12 protein-coding genes and 2 pseudogenes are annotated in these 19,610 nt (G+C 68.0%); 7 read left to right on the top strand and 7 right to left on the bottom strand.

Annotation, left to right across the window (positions count from 1 at the left end; translation table 11 throughout):
• Positions 1-21 precede the first annotated feature (21 nt).
• Both RSW2DRAFT_RS08470 and RSW2DRAFT_RS08465 read left to right on the top strand, forming a co-directional pair.
• Entirely contained in the window at positions 22-2,559 is a 2,538-nt protein-coding gene (locus RSW2DRAFT_RS08470; protein WP_008029977.1) for a cation-translocating P-type ATPase, read from the top strand.
• Positions 2,560-2,637: 78 nt separating this feature from the next.
• A complete protein-coding gene (locus RSW2DRAFT_RS08465) occupies positions 2,638-4,956 on the top strand; it encodes a Tex family protein (protein WP_008029975.1) in 2,319 nt (772 codons plus the stop codon).
• A gap of 226 nt (positions 4,957-5,182) precedes the next feature.
• On the opposite strand, the gene tldD is transcribed toward RSW2DRAFT_RS08465, so the two are convergent.
• Positions 5,183-6,604, bottom strand: coding sequence for a metalloprotease TldD (tldD, locus tag RSW2DRAFT_RS08460; protein ID WP_008029973.1), 1,422 nt, complete (start codon positions 6,602-6,604; stop codon positions 5,183-5,185).
• A gap of 180 nt (positions 6,605-6,784) precedes the next feature.
• Between tldD and thrC the strand changes: the two genes are divergently transcribed.
• The 5 genes and pseudogenes from thrC (at position 6,785) to RSW2DRAFT_RS08435 (ending at position 12,014) form a co-directional block, all read left to right on the top strand.
• Entirely contained in the window at positions 6,785-8,170 is a 1,386-nt protein-coding gene (thrC, locus tag RSW2DRAFT_RS08455; RefSeq protein ID WP_008029971.1) for a threonine synthase, read from the top strand.
• Positions 8,167-9,426, top strand: a complete 1,260-nt coding sequence (locus RSW2DRAFT_RS08450) for a M16 family metallopeptidase (RefSeq protein ID WP_008029970.1) — start codon at positions 8,167-8,169, stop codon at positions 9,424-9,426. The genes thrC and RSW2DRAFT_RS08450 overlap by 4 nt, the downstream gene beginning before the upstream one ends.
• Positions 9,426-10,010 (top strand): GNAT family N-acetyltransferase, encoded by a 585-nt coding sequence (locus RSW2DRAFT_RS08445; protein ID WP_008029968.1) that lies wholly within the window; start codon positions 9,426-9,428, stop codon positions 10,008-10,010. The genes RSW2DRAFT_RS08450 and RSW2DRAFT_RS08445 overlap by 1 nt, the downstream gene beginning before the upstream one ends.
• A gap of 39 nt (positions 10,011-10,049) precedes the next feature.
• On the top strand, positions 10,050-10,580 hold the full coding sequence (locus RSW2DRAFT_RS08440) for a DUF1697 domain-containing protein (protein WP_008029967.1): 531 nt from the start codon (positions 10,050-10,052) through the stop codon (positions 10,578-10,580).
• Between the two features lie 16 nt (positions 10,581-10,596).
• A pseudogene (locus RSW2DRAFT_RS08435) lies at positions 10,597-12,014 on the top strand (FAD-binding oxidoreductase).
• A gap of 78 nt (positions 12,015-12,092) precedes the next feature.
• Here RSW2DRAFT_RS08435 and RSW2DRAFT_RS08430 read toward each other — a convergent pair.
• From RSW2DRAFT_RS08430 to hutI, 6 genes and pseudogenes are all read right to left on the bottom strand, one after another.
• The gene (locus tag RSW2DRAFT_RS08430; protein WP_008029964.1) at positions 12,093-12,746 is read right to left on the bottom strand and encodes a flavin reductase family protein; all 654 of its coding nucleotides are present in this window, start codon (positions 12,744-12,746) and stop codon (positions 12,093-12,095) included.
• Between the two features lie 80 nt (positions 12,747-12,826).
• Entirely contained in the window at positions 12,827-14,506 is a 1,680-nt protein-coding gene (gene hutU / locus RSW2DRAFT_RS08425; protein WP_008029963.1) for a urocanate hydratase, read from the bottom strand.
• A 7-nt stretch (positions 14,507-14,513) separates the two neighbouring features.
• On the bottom strand, positions 14,514-15,653 hold the full coding sequence (locus tag RSW2DRAFT_RS08420; RefSeq protein WP_008029962.1) for an acyl-CoA dehydrogenase family protein: 1,140 nt from the start codon (positions 15,651-15,653) through the stop codon (positions 14,514-14,516).
• Positions 15,646-16,839: a CaiB/BaiF CoA transferase family protein gene (locus RSW2DRAFT_RS08415; protein WP_008029961.1), complete on the bottom strand. Its 1,194-nt coding sequence runs from the start codon at positions 16,837-16,839 to the stop codon at positions 15,646-15,648. The genes RSW2DRAFT_RS08420 and RSW2DRAFT_RS08415 overlap by 8 nt, the downstream gene beginning before the upstream one ends.
• Positions 16,836-18,368, bottom strand: coding sequence for a histidine ammonia-lyase (hutH, locus tag RSW2DRAFT_RS08410; protein ID WP_008029960.1), 1,533 nt, complete (start codon positions 18,366-18,368; stop codon positions 16,836-16,838). Before hutH ends, RSW2DRAFT_RS08415 begins: the two co-directional genes overlap by 4 nt.
• Positions 18,358-19,540: pseudogene (hutI, locus tag RSW2DRAFT_RS08405) on the bottom strand (imidazolonepropionase). Before hutI ends, hutH begins: the two are co-directional and overlap by 11 nt.
• Between the last annotated feature and the right edge of the window lie 70 nt (positions 19,541-19,610).

The following is a 19,610-nucleotide window of genomic DNA, read 5'->3' as shown; positions in this document are numbered from 1 at the left end:
GCTATCACAAGACAGGCTGTCATGGTGTGGGGTCTGATGCAGGATGCGACCGACGACAGCCTGCCGCAGGGGCTGACCGCAGCGCAGGCGCAGGCGCGTCTGGCCTCGGAAGGGGCAAACGAGTTGCCGCGGCAGCAGCGCCGCTCGGGGCTGCGCATTGCCTTTGACGTGCTGCGCGAGCCGATGCTGGCGCTGCTGCTGGGGGGCGGCGTGGTCTATCTGCTGCTGGGCGACCGGCAAGAGGCGCTGATCCTGCTGGCCTTCGCCTGCCTTTCGGTCGGCATCACCGCCGTGCAAGAGGCCCGCACCGAACGGGTGCTGGAGGCGCTGCGCGACCTGACCAGCCCGCGGGCGCTGGTGATCCGCGATGGCACACGCCAGCGCATTGCCGGGCGCGAGGTGGTGCGTGGCGATCTGCTGGTGCTGGCCGAGGGCGACCGGGTGCCCGCCGATGCCCGGCTGTTGCAGGCCAGCGGCGTCTTTGCCGATGAATCCTTGCTGACCGGCGAGGCGATACCGGTTTCCAAACTGCCGGGTCAGGTGGCAAGCCCGCCGCGCCCGGGCGGCAATGACCTGCCGTTTGTCTTTGCCGGCACATTGGTGGTGCGCGGCTCCGGGCTGGCGGAAGTCACCGCCACCGGCGCGCGCAGCGAAATCGGCAGGATCGGCAAATCGCTGGGAATGCTGGAGGTCGAGGTGCCGCATCTGCAACGCCAGATGCGGCGGCTGGTGCTGGTGTTCGCGGCGACGGGGGCGGCGGTCAGTCTTGCCGTTGTCGCCTTGCACGGGCTGACGCGCGGTGACTGGTTGCAGGCGGTGCTGGCGGGGATTGCGGTGGGCATGTCGATGCTGCCCGAGGAATTTCCGATGGTGCTGGCGGTGTTCATGGCGATGGCGGCCTGGCGGATATCGCAGGCCCGGGTGCTGACCCGCCGCGCCTCGGCGATCGAGACGCTGGGGGCGGCAACGGTTCTGTGCACCGACAAGACCGGCACGCTGACCGAAAACCGCATGGCGATTGCCCGGTTGCAGCGGCCGGGCAGCGCCAGCTTTGCGGTGGGCGACGGGCCGATGCCGCCCGACCTGCTGAACCTTGCGCTCATGGGTGCGGCTGCATCAACGCCGCAGCCGTTCGACCCGATGGAAAAGGCGTTCTTCGCCCTGGCGTTGCCAGACCCTGCGATGCGGCTGATCCGGTCTTACCCGCTGTCGCCGGGCCAGTTGTCGATGACCCAGGTCTGGCAGGACGGCGATCAGCGCATCGCCGCGGCCAAGGGCGCGCCCGAGGCGATGGCCGACCTCTGCGCCCTGACGCCCGCGGCGCGGGCGGTGCTGGCAGACCAGGTGCAGGGCATGGCCGATGCCGGCCTGCGGGTGCTGGGCATTGCCAGTTGCACGCTGGCACCGGGGGCGGACCTGCCCGAGGCGCAGGCAGGCTTTGCCCTGGCCTTTGCCGGGCTGGTCGGTCTGGCCGACCCGTTGCGCGCCACGGTGCCGCAAGCGGTGGCCGAGTGTCGCACCGCCGGCATCCGGGTGATCATGGTCACCGGCGACTATCCCGCCACCGCCCGGGCCATCGCCTCTGCTGCGGGACTGGCGGCCGGGACGGTGATCACCGGGCCAGAGCTTGAAACCATGTCGGACGCCGATCTGACAAAGGCGGTCAAGACCGCGACGGTGTTTGCCCGCATCATGCCCGAACAGAAGCTGCGCATCGTGCAGGCGCTGAAGGCGGGTGGCGCCGTGGTGGCGATGACCGGCGACGGGGTCAACGACGCACCGTCCTTGAAGGCCGCGCATATCGGCGTGGCGATGGGCGGGCGTGGCACCGATGTGGCGCGCGAGGCGGCCGCCATCGTGCTCCTGGACGACGATTTCGGTTCCATCGTTACCACGGTGCGGCTGGGGCGGCGGATTTATGACAACCTGCGCAAGGCGATGCGCTTCATTCTGGCGGTGCATGTGCCGATTGCCGGCCTCGCGCTGATGCCGCTGCTGACCGGCCTGCCGATCCTGTTCGGCCCGGTGCATATCGCCTTTCTGGAAATGATCATCGACCCGGTCTGCTCGCTGGTGTTCGAGGCCGAGGGCGAGGAGGCGGGCGTGATGCGCCGCCCGCCGCGACCGGCGGATCAGCCGCTGTTTTCCGGCCAGACCGTGCTGTGGAGCCTGTTGCAGGGTCTCACGGTTTTTGCGGCTGTGGCGGCGATCTTCTGGTTTGCGCCGGGTTTCGGGCTGGCCGCCGATCAGGTGCGCGGGCTGACCTTCGCCGCACTGGTGCTGGGGATCGTGGCGCTGATCCTGGTGAACCGGTCGGCCTCGGCCTCGCTGGTGGCGGCGCTGATCCGGCCGAACCGGGCGCTGTTTGTCGTGCTGCCGCTGGTGGCGGCAATGCTGGCGGTGGTGCTGCTGTGGCAACCGGCGCGGGCGCTGCTGGGGTTTGGCGCGCTGGAACCGCGCTGGCTTCTGGTGCCGCCGCTGGCCGGACTTGGCGTTCTGCTGCTGCTGGAGGCGGCAAAGCCGCTGTTGCGCCGGGCGGTGCGGCGCCTTCCCGGCTGACGGGCGCGCGCGCGGGCTTTCCCTTGCCGCGGACGGCAGCTAAGGTCGGCCTCCGCCTCGTTCAGCACCGGAATATCCATGACCCCCGAGACCGCCCGCCGCATCGCCCGCACGATCGCCACCGAAATTGCCGCCACCCCCGCCCAGGTCGATGCCGCCATCGCCCTGCTGGACGGCGGCGCCACCGTGCCTTTCGTCGCCCGCTATCGCAAGGAAGCCACCGGCGGGCTGGACGACACCCAGTTGCGCAACCTGTCCGAGCGGCTGGATTACCTGCGCGAGCTGGAGGCGCGGCGGCTGGCGGTGCTGGACTCGATCCGCGGCCAGGGCAAGCTGACCGCGGATCTGGAGGCCGGCATCGGCAAGGCCGCGACCAAGGCCGAGTTGGAGGACATCTACCTGCCCTTCAAGCCCAAGCGCCGCAGCAAGGCGATGATCGCGCGGGAAAACGGCCTTGGCCCGCTGGCCGAGGCGATCCTTGCGCAGCGCGGCAGCGATCCTGCGGTGCTGGCGGCGGCTTACGTCACCGAAGCCGTGCCGGACGTGAAAGTGGCGCTGGAAGGCGCGCGCGACATTCTGGCCGAGGGGCTGGCCGAGAATGCCGACCTCTTGGGCCGCTTGCGCCGCCACATGCAGAAGGTCGCCCGGCTGGAGGCGCGGCTGGTCGAGGGCAAGGCGGTCGAGGGCGCCAAGTTCTCGGACTATTTCGCCCATTCCGAAGATTGGGCCAAGGCCCCGTCTCATCGGGTGCTGGCGATGCTGCGCGGCCGGAATGATGGTTTCTTGTCGGTCGACCTGGCGGTGGACGCCGATGCGCCGCGCGGCGAAAGCCCCGGGGAAAAGATGGCGGCGGCGGAACTGGCCGCACATGGAAACGGCCCCGGCGACAAATGGCTGCGCGAGGCGGCAAGCTGGGCCTGGCGGATCAAGCTGAAAACCACGCTGACGCTCGATCTGATGGCCGACCTGCGCGAGCGCGCCGAGGCCGAGGCGATCCGGGTTTTCGCGCGCAATCTGAAGGACTTGCTGCTGGCGGCGCCTGCTGGCGGCAAGGCCACCATGGGGCTTGACCCCGGCATCCGCACCGGGGTGAAGGTGGCGGTGGTCGATGGCACCGGCAAGCTCTTGGCCACCAGCACGGTCTATCCGTTCCAGCCGAAGAACGACCTGCGCGGGGCGCAGGCCGAACTGGCGCTGCTGATCCGCAAGCATGGTGTCGGGCTGATCGCCATCGGCAACGGCACCGCCTCGCGCGAGACCGAAAAGCTGGTGGCCGACCTGCTGGCGCTGCTGCCGGGGGGTGGGCCGAAGCCGGTGAAGGTGATCGTGTCCGAAGCCGGCGCCTCGGTCTATTCGGCCTCGGCGCTGGCGGCGGCGGAGTTTCCCGATCTGGATGTCAGCTTGCGCGGTGCGGTGTCGATTGCCCGCCGCCTGCAAGACCCGCTTGCCGAACTGGTAAAGATCGAACCGAAAGCCATCGGCGTCGGCCAGTATCAGCATGATGTCGATCAGCACCGGCTGGGCCGCAGCCTTGAGGCGGTGGTCGAGGATGCGGTGAACGCGGTCGGGGTCGATCTGAACACCGCCTCCAGCGCGCTGCTGGCGCGGGTGTCCGGCGTCGGGCCGGGGCTGGCCGAGGCCATCGTGGCGCATCGCGACGCCAATGGCCGTTTCACCAGCCGCAGCACCTTGCTGAAAGTGCCGCGGCTGGGGCCGAAGGCGTTCGAACAGGCGGCAGGTTTCCTGCGGGTCTCGGGCGGCACCGAGCCGCTGGACGCCAGTTCCGTGCACCCCGAAGCCTATGATCTGGCGCGCAAGATCGTGGCCGCCTGCGGCCGCGACCTGCGGGCGGTTATGGCGGAACCCGGCGTGCTGCGCGCCCTTGATCCGCGCGATTTCATCGACGAACGGTTCGGTCTGCCGACGGTGAAGGACATCCTGGCCGAGCTGGAAAAGCCCGGGCGTGACCCGCGGCCCAGTTTCAAGACCGCGACCTTTTCCGAGGAGGTGCAGGATATCAAGGACTTGAAGCCCGGCATGATGCTGGAAGGCACGGTGACCAACGTCGCGGCCTTCGGCGCCTTCGTCGATATCGGCGTGCATCAGGACGGGCTGGTGCATGTCAGCCAACTGGCCGACGCCTTCGTGAAAGACCCGCATGCGGTGGTGAAGGCGGGCGATGTGGTCAAGGTGCGGGTGGTCGAGGTCGATGTGGCGCGCAAACGCATCGGCCTGACGATGAAATCCGACAGCAGCAGCGCCCGCGAGGCTGTGTCCCACCGCGCCCCGCAACCACCGCGCGGCCCCAGCAAGCCGCTGCCGCAATCGGCGGGCCCGGCAACGACCGCAAGCTCCAGCCCGTTCGATGCCCTGCGCGGGGCGTTCAAGCGCGACTGAGACAGGAAGGGGGGCTGTCTGCCCCCCTCTTGGCCTGCGGCCAATTCACCTCCCGAGGATATTTGGGCAAAGGTGAAACCTGAATACTTCGTTCTTTGGCTTCTCCTTTGTCCAAATATCCTCGGGGGGTGTGGGGGGCAGACCCAGCCCGGCCACGGGCCGGGCGTTCGGCGCTGAAAACCTTCCACTGGAAGGTTTTCCGGGCGCGCCTCACCCCCGCCTGTCGTCATGCAGCCGAGCCGCCAACCGTCAGCCCGCCGATCAACAGCGTCGGTTGCCCGACCCCCACCGGCACCCATTGCCCGGCCTTGCCGCAATTGCCGACGCCGGGGTCCAGCGCCATGTCGTTGCCAAGGGCGCGGATGTTGCGCAGGGCGGTGGCACCGTCGCCGATCAGGGTGGCACCCTTCACTGGTGCTCCGATGATGCCGTTCTGCACCCGGTAAGCCTCGGTGCAGGAGAACACGAACTTGCCGTTGGTGATATCGACCTGGCCGCCGCCAAAGCCCACGGCATAGATGCCGTCCTTGAGACTGGCCACGATTTCCGCCGGGGGCGTGTGCCCGCCCAGCATGTAGGTGTTGGTCATCCGCGGCATCGGGATATGCGCATGGCTTTCGCGCCGGCCGTTGCCGGTGGCCGCCACCCCCATCAGCCGGGCGTTCTGGCGGTCCTGCATGTAGCCCAGCAGAATCCCGTCCTCGATCAACACGTTGCGCCCCGAGGGCGTGCCCTCGTCATCGACCGAGATCGAGCCGCGGCGGTCGGGGATGGTGCCGTCGTCCAGCACCGTCACCCCGCGCGCGGCGATCTGCTGGCCGATCTTGCCGGCAAAGGCCGAGGTCTGCTTGCGGTTGAAATCACCCTCCAGCCCGTGACCGATGGCCTCGTGCAAAAGGATCCCCGGCCAGCCCGCGCCCAGCACCACATCCATGGTGCCGGCGGGGGCGGGCACCGCCTCAAGGTTCACCAGCGCGATCCGCAGCGCCTCGCGCGCTACGCCCTGCCAATGCGCCGGCTGCATCAGCCGCTCCAGCCCGTGCCGCCCGCCGCCCCCCGTGCCACCGCTTTCGCGCCGCCCGCCCTGCTCGACGATGACCGAGATATTCAGCCGCGCCATCGGCCTTGTGTCGCGGAACTGCTGGCCTTCCGGGCGCAGGATGGCGATTTCCTGCAAGCCCGCCGAGATGGTGGCCGAGACCTGCACCACCCGCCGGTCAAGGCCGCGGGCATAGGCGTCGATCTCGCGCAGCAGGTCGATCTTGCCGGCGAAACTGGCGTCCAGCATCGGGTCGGCGTCGGTGTAAAGCCGGGCGTTGCTGCGGGCGGGGGCATCGGCCAGGGTGCCGCCACCATTGCCCACCGCCAGCCGCGCGGTTTCCGCTGCCCGCTTCAGCGCTGGTTCCGATATCTCGGTGGAATGAGCGTAGCCCGCCACCTCGCCCTTCACCGCCCGCAAGCCGAAACCTTCGGAGGCATCGTAGCTGGCGTTCTTCACCCGCCCGTCATCCAGCACCAGTTGTTCCGACCGGCGGCGTTCCAGAAACAGCTCGCCATCATCGGCGCCGTCAGTGGCGGCGCGCAGCACGCGCAATGCTGTGGCCTCGTCCAGATGCGTCTCGAACGGGCGAAAGGCGGTGTCGGTCATGCGGGTTCCTTCCTGGGCGTTGCCGCTTGATATGGTGTGGGCGGGCTTGGGAACAATGGCAATCTGCGGCTGGCCCGATATCTTGCGGTTTTCGCTTGCAGAAGCCCGGGCGGGGATGACAGTTCTTGCAGTCTGGCGTATCAGGCGTCGGACAGGATTGCGCGGCAGGACGAGGCTTTGATGCGGTATATCTCGACACGGGGGCAGGCGCCTGCCTTGAGCTTTGGCGAGGCGATGATGACCGGCCTTGCCCGCGACGGCGGGCTTTATGTGCCGGAAACGGTGCCGGTGCTGCCCGCCGCGGAAATTGCCGCGCTGGCCGGGCTGTCCTACGAGGAAACCGCGTTCCGGGTGATGCGGCCGTTTCTGGGCGACACCTTCACCGACGCCGAGTTCCGCCGCCTGATTGCCGCCGCCTATGCCGGGTTCGACCATGCCGCCCGCGCGCCGCTGGTGCAGATCGGCCCGAACCATTTCGTGCTGGAGCTGTTCCACGGTCCGACGCTGGCGTTCAAGGATTTCGCCATGCAGATCATCGGCCAGATGATGCAGGCGGCCTTGGCGAAATCCGGCCAGCGGATCACCATCGTGGGTGCCACCTCGGGCGATACCGGCTCGGCGGCGATCGAGGCGTTCCGGGGGCTGAAAAACATCGACGTGGTGATCCTGTTCCCGCATGGACGGGTGTCAGAGGTCCAGCGGCGGCAGATGACCACGCCCACCGAAAGCAACGTGCATGCGCTGGCGATGGAGGGCGATTTCGACGATTGTCAGGCCCGGCTGAAGGACATGTTCAACGATTTCGCCTTCCGCGACGGCGTGCATCTGGCAGGGGTGAACAGCATCAACTGGGCGCGGGTGCTGGCGCAGGTGGTTTACTATTTCTATAGCGCCGTGGCGCTGGGCGCACCGGGGCGGGCGGTCAGCTTCACCGTGCCCACCGGCAATTTCGGTGACATCTTCGCGGGTTACATCGCGCGCAAGATGGGTCTGCCGATCGAAAAGCTGGTGATCGCCACCAACCAGAACGACATTCTGGACCGGGCGCTGCGGACCGGCGACCATCGCACCAACGGGGTGAAACCCTCGATCAGCCCGTCGATGGATATTCAGGTGTCGTCGAACTTCGAACGCGCGCTGTTCGATGCCTACGGGCGCGATGGCGCGGCGGTGGCGGCGGTGATGGACGAGATGAAATCGGGCGGGTTCCGCATCAGCCAGGGGGCGTTGCAGAGCCTGCGCGAAACCTTCGCCTCGGGGCGCTGCTCGGAGGAAGAGACCTCGGCCACCATCGCGGCCACGCTGGCGGCCACCGGCGAGGTGCTGTGCCCGCATTCCGCCGTGGCGGTGAAGGTCGCCGCCGACCACCTTGGCCCGGTGCCGATGATCACCCTTGCCACGGCGCATCCCGCCAAGTTCCCCGATGCGGTGCAGGCCGCCTGCGGCATCCGTCCGGCCTTGCCGCCGCATATGGCCGACCTTTACGACCGCCCCGAACGGGTGACCCGGGTGCCCAACGACCTATGCGCGCTGCAAGCCCTTATCCGCGAGAGGATCGCCCTTTGACCGTCAGACTCGATACCCTGCCCAACGGGCTGCGGGTGGTGACCGAAGCCATGCCGGGGCTGCAATCGGCCTCGGTCGGCATCTGGGTGCAGGCAGGCGGGCGGCATGAACGCCCCGAACAGAACGGCATCGCGCATTTTCTGGAACACATGGCATTCAAGGGCACCAAGCGGCGCACGGCCCTGCAGATTGCCGAGGAAATTGAAGACGTTGGCGGTTTCATCAACGCCTATACCTCCAAGGAAATGACCGCCTATTACGCCCGCGTGCTGTCGGCCGATGTGGCGCTGGCGCTGGATGTGATCTCGGATATCGTGCTGAACCCGGTGTTCGACCCCAAGGAGATCGAGGTTGAACGCCATGTGATCCTGCAGGAAATCGGTCAGGCGCTGGACACGCCCGACGACATCATCTTCGACTGGCTGCAAGAGGTCAGCTATCCCGACCAACCGTTTGGCCGCACCATTCTGGGCACCGCCGAGCGGGTCTCGGCCTTCGCCCGCGCCGATCTGACCGGCTTTGTGGCGGAACATTACGGGCCGGACCAGATGATCCTGGCGGCGGCGGGCGGGGTGGATCACGACGCCATTCTGGCGCAGGCGCAGGCGATCTTTGGCGGGCTGAAACCGGTGGGCGCATCGGCGATCCAGCCCGCGCGGTTCTCGGGGGCCGAACGGCGCGAGGTCAAGGATCTGGAGCAGGTGCATTTCGCTCTCGCCTTCGAGGCGCCAAGCTATCTGCACCCCGATGTCTATATCGCCCAGATCTATGCGACGGCACTGGGGGGGGGCATGTCGAGCCGCCTGTTCCAGAAAATCCGTGAAGAAAGAGGGCTTTGCTACTCGATCTTCGCGCAGTCGGGCGCTTACGAGGATACCGGCCAGATCACCATCTATGCTGGCACCTCGGCCGAGGAGATCGGTGACCTCACGCAACTGACCATCGACGAGTTGAAACGTGCGGCGGGCGACATGGCCGAGGCCGAAGTGGCGCGGGCGCGGGCGCAACTGAAGGCGGGGCTGCTGATGGGGCTGGAAAGCCCCTCCAGCCGGGCCGAACGGTTGGCGCGGCTGCTGTCGATCTTTGGCCGGGTGCCGGATGTGGCCGAAGCCGTGGCCAAGATCGACGCCGTGACCACGGCGGATGTGCGCCGCTATGCCGGCCAGATGGCGGCCTCGCCTGCCGCACTGGCACTGTATGGCCCGGTGCAGGACGCGCCGACGCTGGAGGTGATCCGCGCCGGGCTGGTCGGCTGATGCTGGGGCTGCGGCGCAAACTGCGGGTCGAGACCGAACGCATGACGCTGCGGCTGCCGGTGCAGGGCGATTTCCGCGCCTGGGCGGGGTTGCGCGAGGTTTCCGCCACATTCCTTGTGCCGTGGGAACCGGTCTGGGCCGAAGACCACCTGGGCCGCAAGGCGTTTGTGAACCGCGTCACCTGGGCGGCGCGGGCGCAGGCGCAGGGCACGGCGCTGCCGCTGGTGCTGATCCGGCGCAGCGACAGTCAGTTGCTGGGGGCGATCACGCTGGACAACATCCGCCGTGGCCCGGTGCAGGCGGGAACGCTGGGTTACTGGATCGGCCAGCCCTTCGCGCGGCAGGGCTTCATGCGCGAGGCGATCCTGGCGGTGGTGCATCACGCCTTCACGGTGATGGACCTGAGCCGGATCGAGGCCGCCTGCCTGCCCGAAAACACGCCGTCGCGCGGGGTGCTGGAAAAGACCGGCTTCAAGTATGAGGGCGTCGCGCAAAGCTATCTGCAGATCGCCGGGCGCTGGCGCAACCATGTGCTTTACGCCAACCTGCGCGGTGATCGGCGCGGGCGCACCGATGCGGGCTAGGGCACCCTCATCCCTCGCTGCCGCGCGGTCTTCGTGGCGATGACGGTGTGGGTTTGCCTGCTGCGGGGGGTGAATGTCGGCGGCGCCAACCGGTTGCCGATGCCGGAGTTTCGCGCGCTGCTGGCCGATCTGGGCCTGCCGGGGGCGGTCAGCCATATCCAAAGCGGCAATGCGGTGTTCCGCGCGGCGGAGGCGCCCGAGGTGTTGGCGGCGCGGATTTCGCACGGCCTTGCCCGCCGGTTCGGCATTGCCACCCCGGTGCTGCTGCGCAGCCTTGCGCAGATCGAGGCGGCACTGGCGGCCAATCCGTTTCCCGAAGCCGCACCGACCGCACTACATTTCTTCTTTCTTGGTAATGGGTTGTCGGACGATCTTCAGGTTTCGCTGCAAGCCCGCGCCGTGGATGGCGAGACGCTGGTGGTCGCCAACGATCTCGCTTGGCTGCACGCCCCGGTCGGCATCGGCCGCTCGCGCCTTGCCGAGGCGCTGGGGCGGTTGAAACTGCCGGTGACTGCGCGCAATCTGCGCACGGTGCAGGCGCTGGCAAAGATTGCCCGAACTCTGCCCTGAACCGCAAAGGCCCCTGATGCTGAACCCCGCCGCCCCCGCCTTTCTGGAAATGCTGGCCAGCCAGTTGCCCCCCGACACCCTGCGCCCCCCCGAGCCGCGCCACCTGTCCGAGCCGCGCGGGCGCTGGCACGGGCAGGGGGCGGCGGTGGCTTTGCCGCGGACGGTGGAACAGGTGGCGACCCTGATCCGCGCCTGTGCCGCGGCCCGTGTCGGCGTGGTGCCTTTGGGCGGGGGCACCGGGCTGGTGGGCGGGCAGGTGATGCCAGATGGCCCCGCACCGTTGCTGATCTCGCTGGAACGCATGGCGAAAGTGCGGGCGATCTACCCGGAGGAAAACGTGCTGATCGCCGAGGCGGGCGCGGTTCTGGCCGATGTGCAGGCGACGGCGGAAGCGGCGGCGCGGCTGTTCCCGCTGACCCTTGCCGCGCAAGGCTCCTGCCGGATCGGCGGCAATCTGGCCTGCAATGCCGGGGGGTGAACGTGCTGCGCTATGGCAATGCGCGCGACCTGTGCCTGGGGTTGGAGGCGGTCTTGCCCGATGGCAGCATCTGGCACGGGCTGAAACGGCTGCGCAAGGACAACACCGGCTATGATCTGAAGAACCTGCTGATCGGGTCGGAAGGCACCTTGGGGGTGATCACCGCCGCGAGCCTGAAGCTGTTTCCGCGGCCTGCTGCGGAAGGGGCGGCCTTCCTGACGGTGCCCGACCCGCAAGCGGCGCTGCATCTGCTGGCCCTGGCACAGGCGCGGCTGGGCGGGATGATCTCGGCCTTCGAGCTGATCCACCGCACCGGCCTCGATTTCCTGACCGAGACCATGCCGAGCGTGCGGCAACCCTTCGCCACGCCGCCCGAATGGATGGTGCTGATCGACATCGGCATGCCGATGGGGCTTGATCCGACCGCGGCGTTGGAAGGCCTGTTCGCCGCCGCCGAAGCCGGAGGCCTGGCCCTCGACGGGGTGATCGCCAGTTCCGCCGCTCAACGCGCCAGCTTCTGGACCCTGCGCGAAAGCCTGCCCGAGGCCAACCGCCGCATCGGCGCGGTGTCCAGCCACGACATCTCGCTGCCCCTGAGCCTGATCCCCGAGTTCCTTGCCACGGCTCCCCCGGCGCTGGCGGCTTTGGGCGATTGGCGGATCAACTGCTTTGGCCATCTGGGCGACGGCAACCTGCATTACAACGTCTTTCCGCCGCGCGGCGGCCACCGGGCGGCGCATGAAGATCAGCGCGCCGCGATCAAGACCCTGGTGCATGACATGGTCGATGCGATGGGCGGCTCGGTCTCTGCCGAACACGGCATCGGGCGGCTGAAGGTCGATGATCTGGAGAACTACGCCGACCCCGCCAAACTGGCGGCAATGCGGGCAATCAAGTCCGCCCTCGATCCGCTTGGCATCATGAACCCCGGCGCCGTGCTGCGCGCCACCCCCTGACCTGCGCATTTCTCCTTTGGACAAATATCCTCCGGGGTGAATTGGCCAAAGGCCAAGAGGGGGGCGAGCCCCCCTTGCTCAAGCCTTGCCCTCCAGCCCCGCCGCCGCCATGCCCGAGGCCCCCGGAATCCGCATCTCGAACACCTCGGTGACGGTGGTGTAATCGTAATACCCCAGCCGGGCCAGCGGCCGGATCGCTGCGATGTCGAGCTTGCCTTCGGCGGTCAGCACATGGTCGGCCACGTGAATCCGCACCACCTCGCCGTAAACCACATCCACCCCGCCATGCGCCGAGTTGCCGCGCAGCCGGTGGGTCGAATGAAACCGGCACTCGAACTGCGCCGGGCTTTCGGCCACCCGCGGGCCGGGGGCGTCGATGCAAGGCGCGTGGGTGACGCCGGCCTTTTCGAACTCGTCCACGCCTTCGGGCCATTCCATCGCCGAGATGTTGACTGCCTCGCGCAGCGCGTAGGTGGCCATGTTCCAGACGAACCAGCCGGTATCCTCGGCATTGATCACCGTGTGCTTGCGGCGGCCGTCGCTGTAGGGGTTGGCGGCGAACATCACCATCGGTGGGTCAAAGCTGAGGTTCTGCCACTGGCTGTAGGGCGCGAGGTTGGGGCGGCCGGTTTTCGAGATTGTGGAGATCCAGCCGATCGGCCGCGGCACGGTGCAGGATTTGAACGGGCTGAACGGCAGCGGGCAGGGCTCGGTGCCGGGGGCGTAGTGCATGGGCAGGCTCCGGTCTGGTGGAGAGGCCGGGGGGCTGCCTGCCCCCCGGACCCCCCGGGGATATTTGAGCAAAGGAGAAATCAGGTGCCGAGGATGGCGGGCAGGTTCAGGTCGTGCTCGCGGGCGCAGTCGAGGGCGGTTTGGTAACCCGCGTCGGCGTGGCGCATCACGCCGGTGGCGGGGTCGTTCCACAGCACGTTTTGCAGGCGGCGGGCGGCGTCCGGGGTGCCGTCAGCGACGATGACCATGCCGGAGTGTTGCGAAAAGCCCATGCCGACGCCGCCGCCGTGGTGGATCGAGACCCAGGTGGCGCCCGAGGCGGTGTTCAAGAGCGCGTTCAGCAGCGGCCAGTCAGAGACGGCATCCGAGCCGTCCTGCATCGCCTCGGTCTCGCGGTTGGGGCTGGCGACGGAACCCGAATCGAGGTGGTCGCGGCCGATCACGATCGGGGCCTTGAGTTCACCCGAGGCCACCATGTCGTTGAACATCAGCCCGGCGCGGTGGCGGTCGCCAAGGCCGATCCAGCAAATGCGGGCGGGCAGGCCCTGAAAGGCGATGCGCTCGGCGGCCATGTCGAGCCAGGTGTGCAGATGGGTGTTTTCCGGGAACAGTTTCTTCATCGCGGCGTCGGTCTTGTAGATATCCTCGGGGTCGCCCGACAGCGCCACCCAGCGGAACGGGCCGATGCCGCGGCAGAACAGCGGGCGGATATAGGCGGGCACGAAGCCGGGGAAGGCGAAGGCGTTTTCCAGCCCCTCGTCCAGCGCCACCTGCCGGATGTTGTTGCCATAGTCGAGGGTCGGCACGCGTGCGTTCCAGAAATCGACCATTGCCGCCACATGGGTTTTCATGCTGGCGCGGGCGGCCTTTTCCACCGCTTTCGGGTCGGTTTCCTGCACCGCGCGCCATTGCGCCACGCCCCAGCCCTGCGGCAGGTAGCCGTGCAAGGGATCGTGGGCCGAGGTCTGGTCGGTGACGATATCGGGGCGGGGGCCGCCCTGTTTCATCCGGGCGACCAGTTCGGGGAAGATGTCGGCGGCGTTGCCCAGCAGGCCCACCGACTTCGCCTCGCCCTTGGCCGTCCAGCCGGCGATCATTGCAAGGGCTTCATCCAGAGTCTGAGCTTTGGCATCCAGGTATCTGGTTCTGATGCGAAAATCTATTCTGGTCTCGTCACATTCCACCGCCAGGCAGCAGGCCCCGGCCATTACCGCCGCCAAGGGTTGCGCGCCGCCCATGCCGCCCAGGCCGGCTGTCAGAATCCAGCGGCCCTTCAGGTCGCCGCCGTAATGCTGCCGCCCGGCCTCGGCAAACGTTTCGAAGGTTCCCTGCACAATGCCTTGAGTTCCAATGTAAATCCACGATCCCGCGGTCATCTGGCCATACATCGCCAGACCCCGTTTATCGAGTTCGTTGAAGTGGTCCCAGGTGGCCCAATGCGGCACCAGATTGGAGTTGGCGATCAGCACCCGCGGCGCGTCCTTGTGGGTGCGGAACACGCCGACCGGTTTGCCCGACTGCACCAGCAGGGTCTCGTCGTCGTTCAGGGTTTTCAGGCTGGCCACGATGCGGTCGAAATCCTCCCAGGTGCGGGCGGCGCGACCGATGCCGCCGTAAACCACCAATTCATGCGGGTTTTCGGCCACATCAGGGTGCAGGTTGTTCATCAGCATCCGCATCGGCGCCTCGGTCAGCCAGGATTTGGCGGTGATTTCGGAGCCTACGGCGGGGTAGATGTCGCGGGTGTTGTGGCGGGTCATGGTGTCCTCAGGAAAGCTGATAGGCCGAGATGATGTTGCGTTGAATTTCCGAACTGCCCTCGTAGATTCGCATGATGCGGACGTCGCGGGCCAGCCGTTCCAGCGGGAAATCGCGGGTGTAGCCGTAGCCGCCGTGCAGTTGCAGGGCAGCATCGGTGACGCGATGCGCCATTTCCGAGGCGTGCAGTTTGGCCATGCTGGCGGCAAGGCTGAAGCGTTCGTGGTTCTGGCGTTGGCGGGCGGCTTCGAGGGCCAGCAGGCGCGCGGATTGCAGATCAAGCGCCATATCCGCCAGTTGCCAGCGGATGCCTTGCCGGTCGGCCAGCGGCGCACCGCCGATGATGCGGGTTTTCGCCCATTGCGTTGCCAGATCAAGGGCTTGCTGGGCGATGCCGATGCACATGGCGGCCACTTCCACCCGACCTGCGTCCAGCACTTTCATCGCGGTCTTGAAGCCGGACCCTTCTTGGCCAAGGCGTTGAGTTTCGGGCAGGTGGCAGTCGAAATCCAGTTCCCAGACATGGCCGCCGCGCAGGCCCATGGTCTGTTCGGCCCGGCCGGGGGTGAAGCCGGGCGTGCCCTTGTCCACCACGAAGGCCGAAATGCCGCGATGCCCGGCGGCGGGGTCGGTCACCGCATAAACCACCACGAAATCCGCCACGCCGCCGTTGGAGATGAAGCATTTGCGCCCCTTCAGGTGGTAGCCCTGCGGGGTGCGGGTGGCGCGGCTGCGCATGTCGGCGGGGTCGGAGCCGGCGTTGGGTTCGGTCAGGGCAAAGGCGCCGAGGCTGGTGCCAGCGGCGGCGGCGGGCAGATAGCGGGCGCGGATCGCATCATCGCCGCCGTGCAGCAGGCTGTCGGTGGCCAGATAATGCGCGGTCAGCGCTGAAACGGTCGAGCCGCAGGCACCGGCGACAATCTCCACCGCTTTCAGCAGGGCTTGCGCCGAGATGCCTGCGCCCCAAGGCTCGGGCAGGTTGGCGCCCAACATGCCGGTTTCGGCAAGGGCTTTGATCTGGGGGGCGACGAAGCGGGCGGTGGCGTCGGTTGCCGCGGCTTTGGGCGCGATTTCGGCGGCGCAGAAGCGGGAAAGCATGGCGAGGAAGGCGCGTTCTTCGTCGGTCAGCATGTGAAAGAGGTCAATCATCGCTGCCTCCTTGCAGGATACCGGCGGCGCGCAGGGCGGCGATCTGGTCGGCCATGCCAAGCCGGGTCAGGATGGCGTCGGACTGGCCGCCAAGCGCCGGGGCCGACGCGGCAGCGATGGGTTTTTCGCCATCGAAATGAACGGGTTGGCCGATGGTGGGGGCTGACCCGAGGCTGTGGTGTGGCAGGGCGCTCACCAGCCCGCGGGCGGTGGCCTGCGGCGAGGCGGCGGCTTCGGCCAGGCTTTGCACCTGCGCGGTGGGGATGCCCGCGGCGGACAGGGCGGCGGTCACTTCGGCTGCGGGGCGGGGTTTGGTCCAGGCCTCGATCAGGGCTTTCACCGCAGGTTCATGCTCGGTGCGCAACTCATCCGTGGCAAAGCGCGGGTCGGTTGCCGCTTCCGGCGCGCCGATCAGGGTGCAAAGGCGGCTCCACTGGCCGTCGCCCAGCACCGCGATCACCGCCTGGCCATCGGCGCAGGGGTAGCAGCCGAAGGGGGTGGAGAGGGGGTGGCGATTGCCGACCCGCTGCGGCGCGCGCCCGGCGTAGAATTGCAGCGCGTGGCTGGTCGGCAGCAGCGAGAACAGCGCGTCGAACATGGCGACATCCAGCGTCGCCCCTTCACCACTGGCATTGCGGCGCAGCAGCGCGGCGAGGATCGCCCAACTGGCGTAAAGCCCCGCCATCAGGTCGCCGTAGCTTTCGCCAACCTTCAGCGGAGCACCGCCTTCCTCGCCGGTCGCCGCCATCAGCCCCGACATCGCCTGCGCCACCAGATCATAGGCCGGCAGCAGGGTGTTCGGCCCGGTCTGGCCGAAACCGGAGATCGAGGCGTAGATCAGGCCCGGGTTGGCGGCGCGCAGCGTCTCGGCGCCAAGGCCAAGCCGCGCGGCCACGCCGGGGCGGAAGTTTTCCACCACCACATCGCATTGCGCGGCAATCGCGGCGGCCAGCGCCTGACCTTTCGGCGCTTTCAGGTCGATCACGATCGAGTCCTTGCCGCGGTTCACCAGCGTGAACAGCGCCGATTCGCCCTGCAGGAACGGCCCGATGTGGCGGTAATCATCGCCCGCCGGGGGTTCCAGCTTGATGATCTCGGCCCCCAGATCGGCCAGCAGAGCGGTGCAGAACGGCCCGGCCAAGACGCGGGTCAGATCAAGCACGCGGATGCCTTGCAGCGGTTTCATGGCAGTTCCGGCAGGCTGATCGCGGCGGCATCGGTCAGCGCGCCAGCGGCGACCAGACGCGCGGCGGCGGCGAGGTCGGGGGCCAGGTAGCGGTCGTTTTCCAGCGTGGCCACATCGACCCGCAGCCGCGCCACCACCCGCTGCAACGGCGCGGATGTCGCCAGCGGCGCCCGGAAATCCACGCCTTGCGCGGCACAGATCGCCTCGACCCCGAGGATCACATTCAGGTTTTCGACCATCCGCCCCAGCCGCCGCGCGCCATGGGCGGCCATCGACACATGATCCTCCTGATTGGCCGAGGTGGGCGTCGAATCAATCACCGTCGCATGGGCCAGATGCTTGTTTTCGCTCATCAAAGCCGCCGTCGTCACCTCGGCGATCATCAGGCCGGAGTTCAGGCCGGGGCGCGGGGTCAGGAAGGCGGGCAGGTCGCAACTCAGCACCGGATCGACCATCAGCGCCACCCGCCGCTGGGCTATCGCGCCGATCTCGCTGATCGCCAGCGCGATCATGTCGGCGGCAAAGCCCACCGGTTCGGCATGGAAATTGCCGCCCGAAACGATGCTGCCGTCCGACAGCACCAGCGGGTTGTCGGTGGCGGCGTTGGCCTCGGTCTGCAGGGTGGTCGCGGCCATCCGCAGCACGTCCAGCGCCGCCCCGGTGACCTGCGGCTGACAGCGGATGCAGTAGGGGTCTTGCACGCGGGTATCGCCGTCGCGGTGGCTTTCGCGGATCACCGAGCCGTCCAGCAGCGCCCGCAGGGTGGCGGCGGCGAGGATCTGCCCCGGTTGGCCGCGCAGGGTGTGAATTTCGGGGTGCAGGGGGGCGGTGGAGCCCATGATGGCGTCGGTCGATAGCGCCGAGGTCACCAGCGCGTTCTGCGCGCCGCGCCAGGCACCCCACAGGCCGACCAGCGCATAGGCCGTGGAAAACTGGGTGCCGTTGATCAGGGCGAGCCCCTCTTTCGGCCCCAGCACCACCGGGGTCAGGCCAGCCTGCGCCAAGGCCTGCGCGCCGGGCAGGGTTTCGCCAAGGTATTCCGCCGCGCCCGCGCCAATCATCACCGCCGCCATATGCGCCAAGGGGGCCAGATCGCCCGAAGCGCCGACCGAGCCCTGGGCCGGGACAATCGGGGTCACGCCTGCCGCCAGCATCCCCTCCAGCAGCGCCACGATGTCCCAGCGCACGCCCGAGGCACCACGGCCAAGCGACAGCAATTTCAACGCCATCATCAGCCGCGCCACGGCCCGCGGCATCGGATCGCCCACACCGCAGCAATGCGACAGGATCAGGTTGCGTTGCAACGTCGCGGTGTCGGCGGGGGCGATCTTCAGGCTGGCGAGTTTGCCAAAGCCGGTATTCACCCCGTAAACCGCGGCCTCGCCCGCCGCCGCGCGGGCGATGCAGGCGGCAGCGGCTTCAACGCCGGGGCGGGCTGCGGGGTCAAGCCGGGCGGGGGCTTCCGTGCGGAAAAGCCGTTCCAGTTGCGAAAGCGTGGTGGCACCGGGTGTCAGGATTTCAGGCGTCAAGATGGCCTCCGACCATGCGGGCAAACAGCGGGGTGGCGCCGATGCGATAGGAAAGTTCTGCGGGATGCGCGGCGTCCCACACCGCCAGATCGGCGCGCTGGCCGGGGGTAATGGTGCCCCCGGTCGGCCAGGCCAAGGGCGCGGGCGGCGTGCAGCGTGGTGCCTTGCAGCGCCTCCAGCGGGGTCAGGCGGAACAGGGTGCAGGCCATGTTCATCGCCAGCGGCAGGCTGGTCATTGGCGCTGTGCCGGGGTTGCAATCGGTGGCCACCGCCATCGGCACGCCATGGCTGCGCAGCAGGTCGATGGGGGGCAATTGCGTCTCGCGCAGGGTGTAGAAAGCACCGGGCAGGATCACCGCCACGCTGCCCGCCTCGGCCATCGCGGCGGCGCCGGCTTCGTCCAGATACTCCAGATGGTCGGCGGACAGGGCGGAATGGCGGGCGGCGAGGGCGGCGCCATGCAGGTTGGAAAGCTGCTCGGCATGCAGTTTCACCGGCAGGCCAAGCGCGCGGGCGGCGGTGAACACCCGTTCGATCTGGGCGGGGGAAAAGGCGATGGTTTCGCAAAAGCCGTCCACCGCATCCACCAGCCCTTCGGCATGGGCGGCATGCAGGGCGGGCAGCACCTGCTGGTCGATATAGGTGTCGGCGGTCAGGCCGGGCGGCACGGCATGGGCACCCAGAAAGGTCGTGCGCACCGTCACCGCACGCAGGTGCCCGATCCGCCGCGCCACCCGCAGTATCCGCAGTTCTGTATCCACATCAAGGCCATAGCCCGACTTGATCTCCAGCGTCGCCACGCCCTGCGCCAGCATCTGGTCAACACGGGCAAGCGCCTGCGCCAGCAGATCATCCTCCGATGCCACCCGCGTGGCGGTGACCGTGGCCATGATCCCGCCGCCGGCGCGGGCGACATCGGCATAGCTGGCGCCGTTCAGCCGCATCTCGAATTCCGCAGCCCGGCTGCCCGCGAACACCACATGCGAATGGCAGTCGATCAGCGCCGGGGTGATCAGCCGACCGCCCATGTCGTGCCGCGGGCCGCTGGCGTCGGGCAGGTCAGCCTCGGCACCCACCCAGACGATGCGGCCTTCTTGCACCATGATCGCGCCATGCGAAATCAGGCCGTAGCCTGTCGCCATGGTTGCCACCCGGGCATTGGTCAGAATCATCGCCGCCCCTTGCCATATCGCTGCCGATGCGGCTAATATGTCTGCACATAATAACCGCTGTCAAGAGGGC

Origin of the sequence: Rhodobacter ferrooxidans (assembly GCF_000176015.1) — a bacterium.
GTDB lineage: Bacteria > Pseudomonadota > Alphaproteobacteria > Rhodobacterales > Rhodobacteraceae > Pseudorhodobacter_B > Pseudorhodobacter_B ferrooxidans.
Note: the sequence above shows the minus strand (reverse complement) of the source record. Positions and strands in the feature narration are given on the sequence as shown.

Excerpts from the sequence above, each read along its gene's own strand:
- thrC (WP_008029971.1), top strand. The coding sequence starts at position 6,785 with ATGCGGTATATCTCGACACGGGGGCAGGCGCCTGCCTTGAGCTTTGGC.
- RSW2DRAFT_RS08415 (WP_008029961.1), bottom strand. The coding sequence starts at position 16,839 with ATGAAACCGCTGCAAGGCATCCGCGTGCTTGATCTGACCCGCGTCTTG.
- tldD (WP_008029973.1), bottom strand. The coding sequence starts at position 6,604 with ATGACCGACACCGCCTTTCGCCCGTTCGAGACGCATCTGGACGAGGCC.
- RSW2DRAFT_RS08465 (WP_008029975.1), top strand. The coding sequence starts at position 2,638 with ATGACCCCCGAGACCGCCCGCCGCATCGCCCGCACGATCGCCACCGAA.
- RSW2DRAFT_RS08420 (WP_008029962.1), bottom strand. The coding sequence starts at position 15,653 with ATGATTGACCTCTTTCACATGCTGACCGACGAAGAACGCGCCTTCCTC.
- RSW2DRAFT_RS08445 (WP_008029968.1), top strand. The coding sequence starts at position 9,426 with ATGCTGGGGCTGCGGCGCAAACTGCGGGTCGAGACCGAACGCATGACG.
- hutU (WP_008029963.1), bottom strand. The coding sequence starts at position 14,506 with ATGACCCGCCACAACACCCGCGACATCTACCCCGCCGTAGGCTCCGAA.
- RSW2DRAFT_RS08440 (WP_008029967.1), top strand. The coding sequence starts at position 10,050 with ATGACGGTGTGGGTTTGCCTGCTGCGGGGGGTGAATGTCGGCGGCGCC.
- RSW2DRAFT_RS08470 (WP_008029977.1), top strand. The coding sequence starts at position 22 with ATGGTGTGGGGTCTGATGCAGGATGCGACCGACGACAGCCTGCCGCAG.
- RSW2DRAFT_RS08430 (WP_008029964.1), bottom strand. The coding sequence starts at position 12,746 with ATGCACTACGCCCCCGGCACCGAGCCCTGCCCGCTGCCGTTCAGCCCG.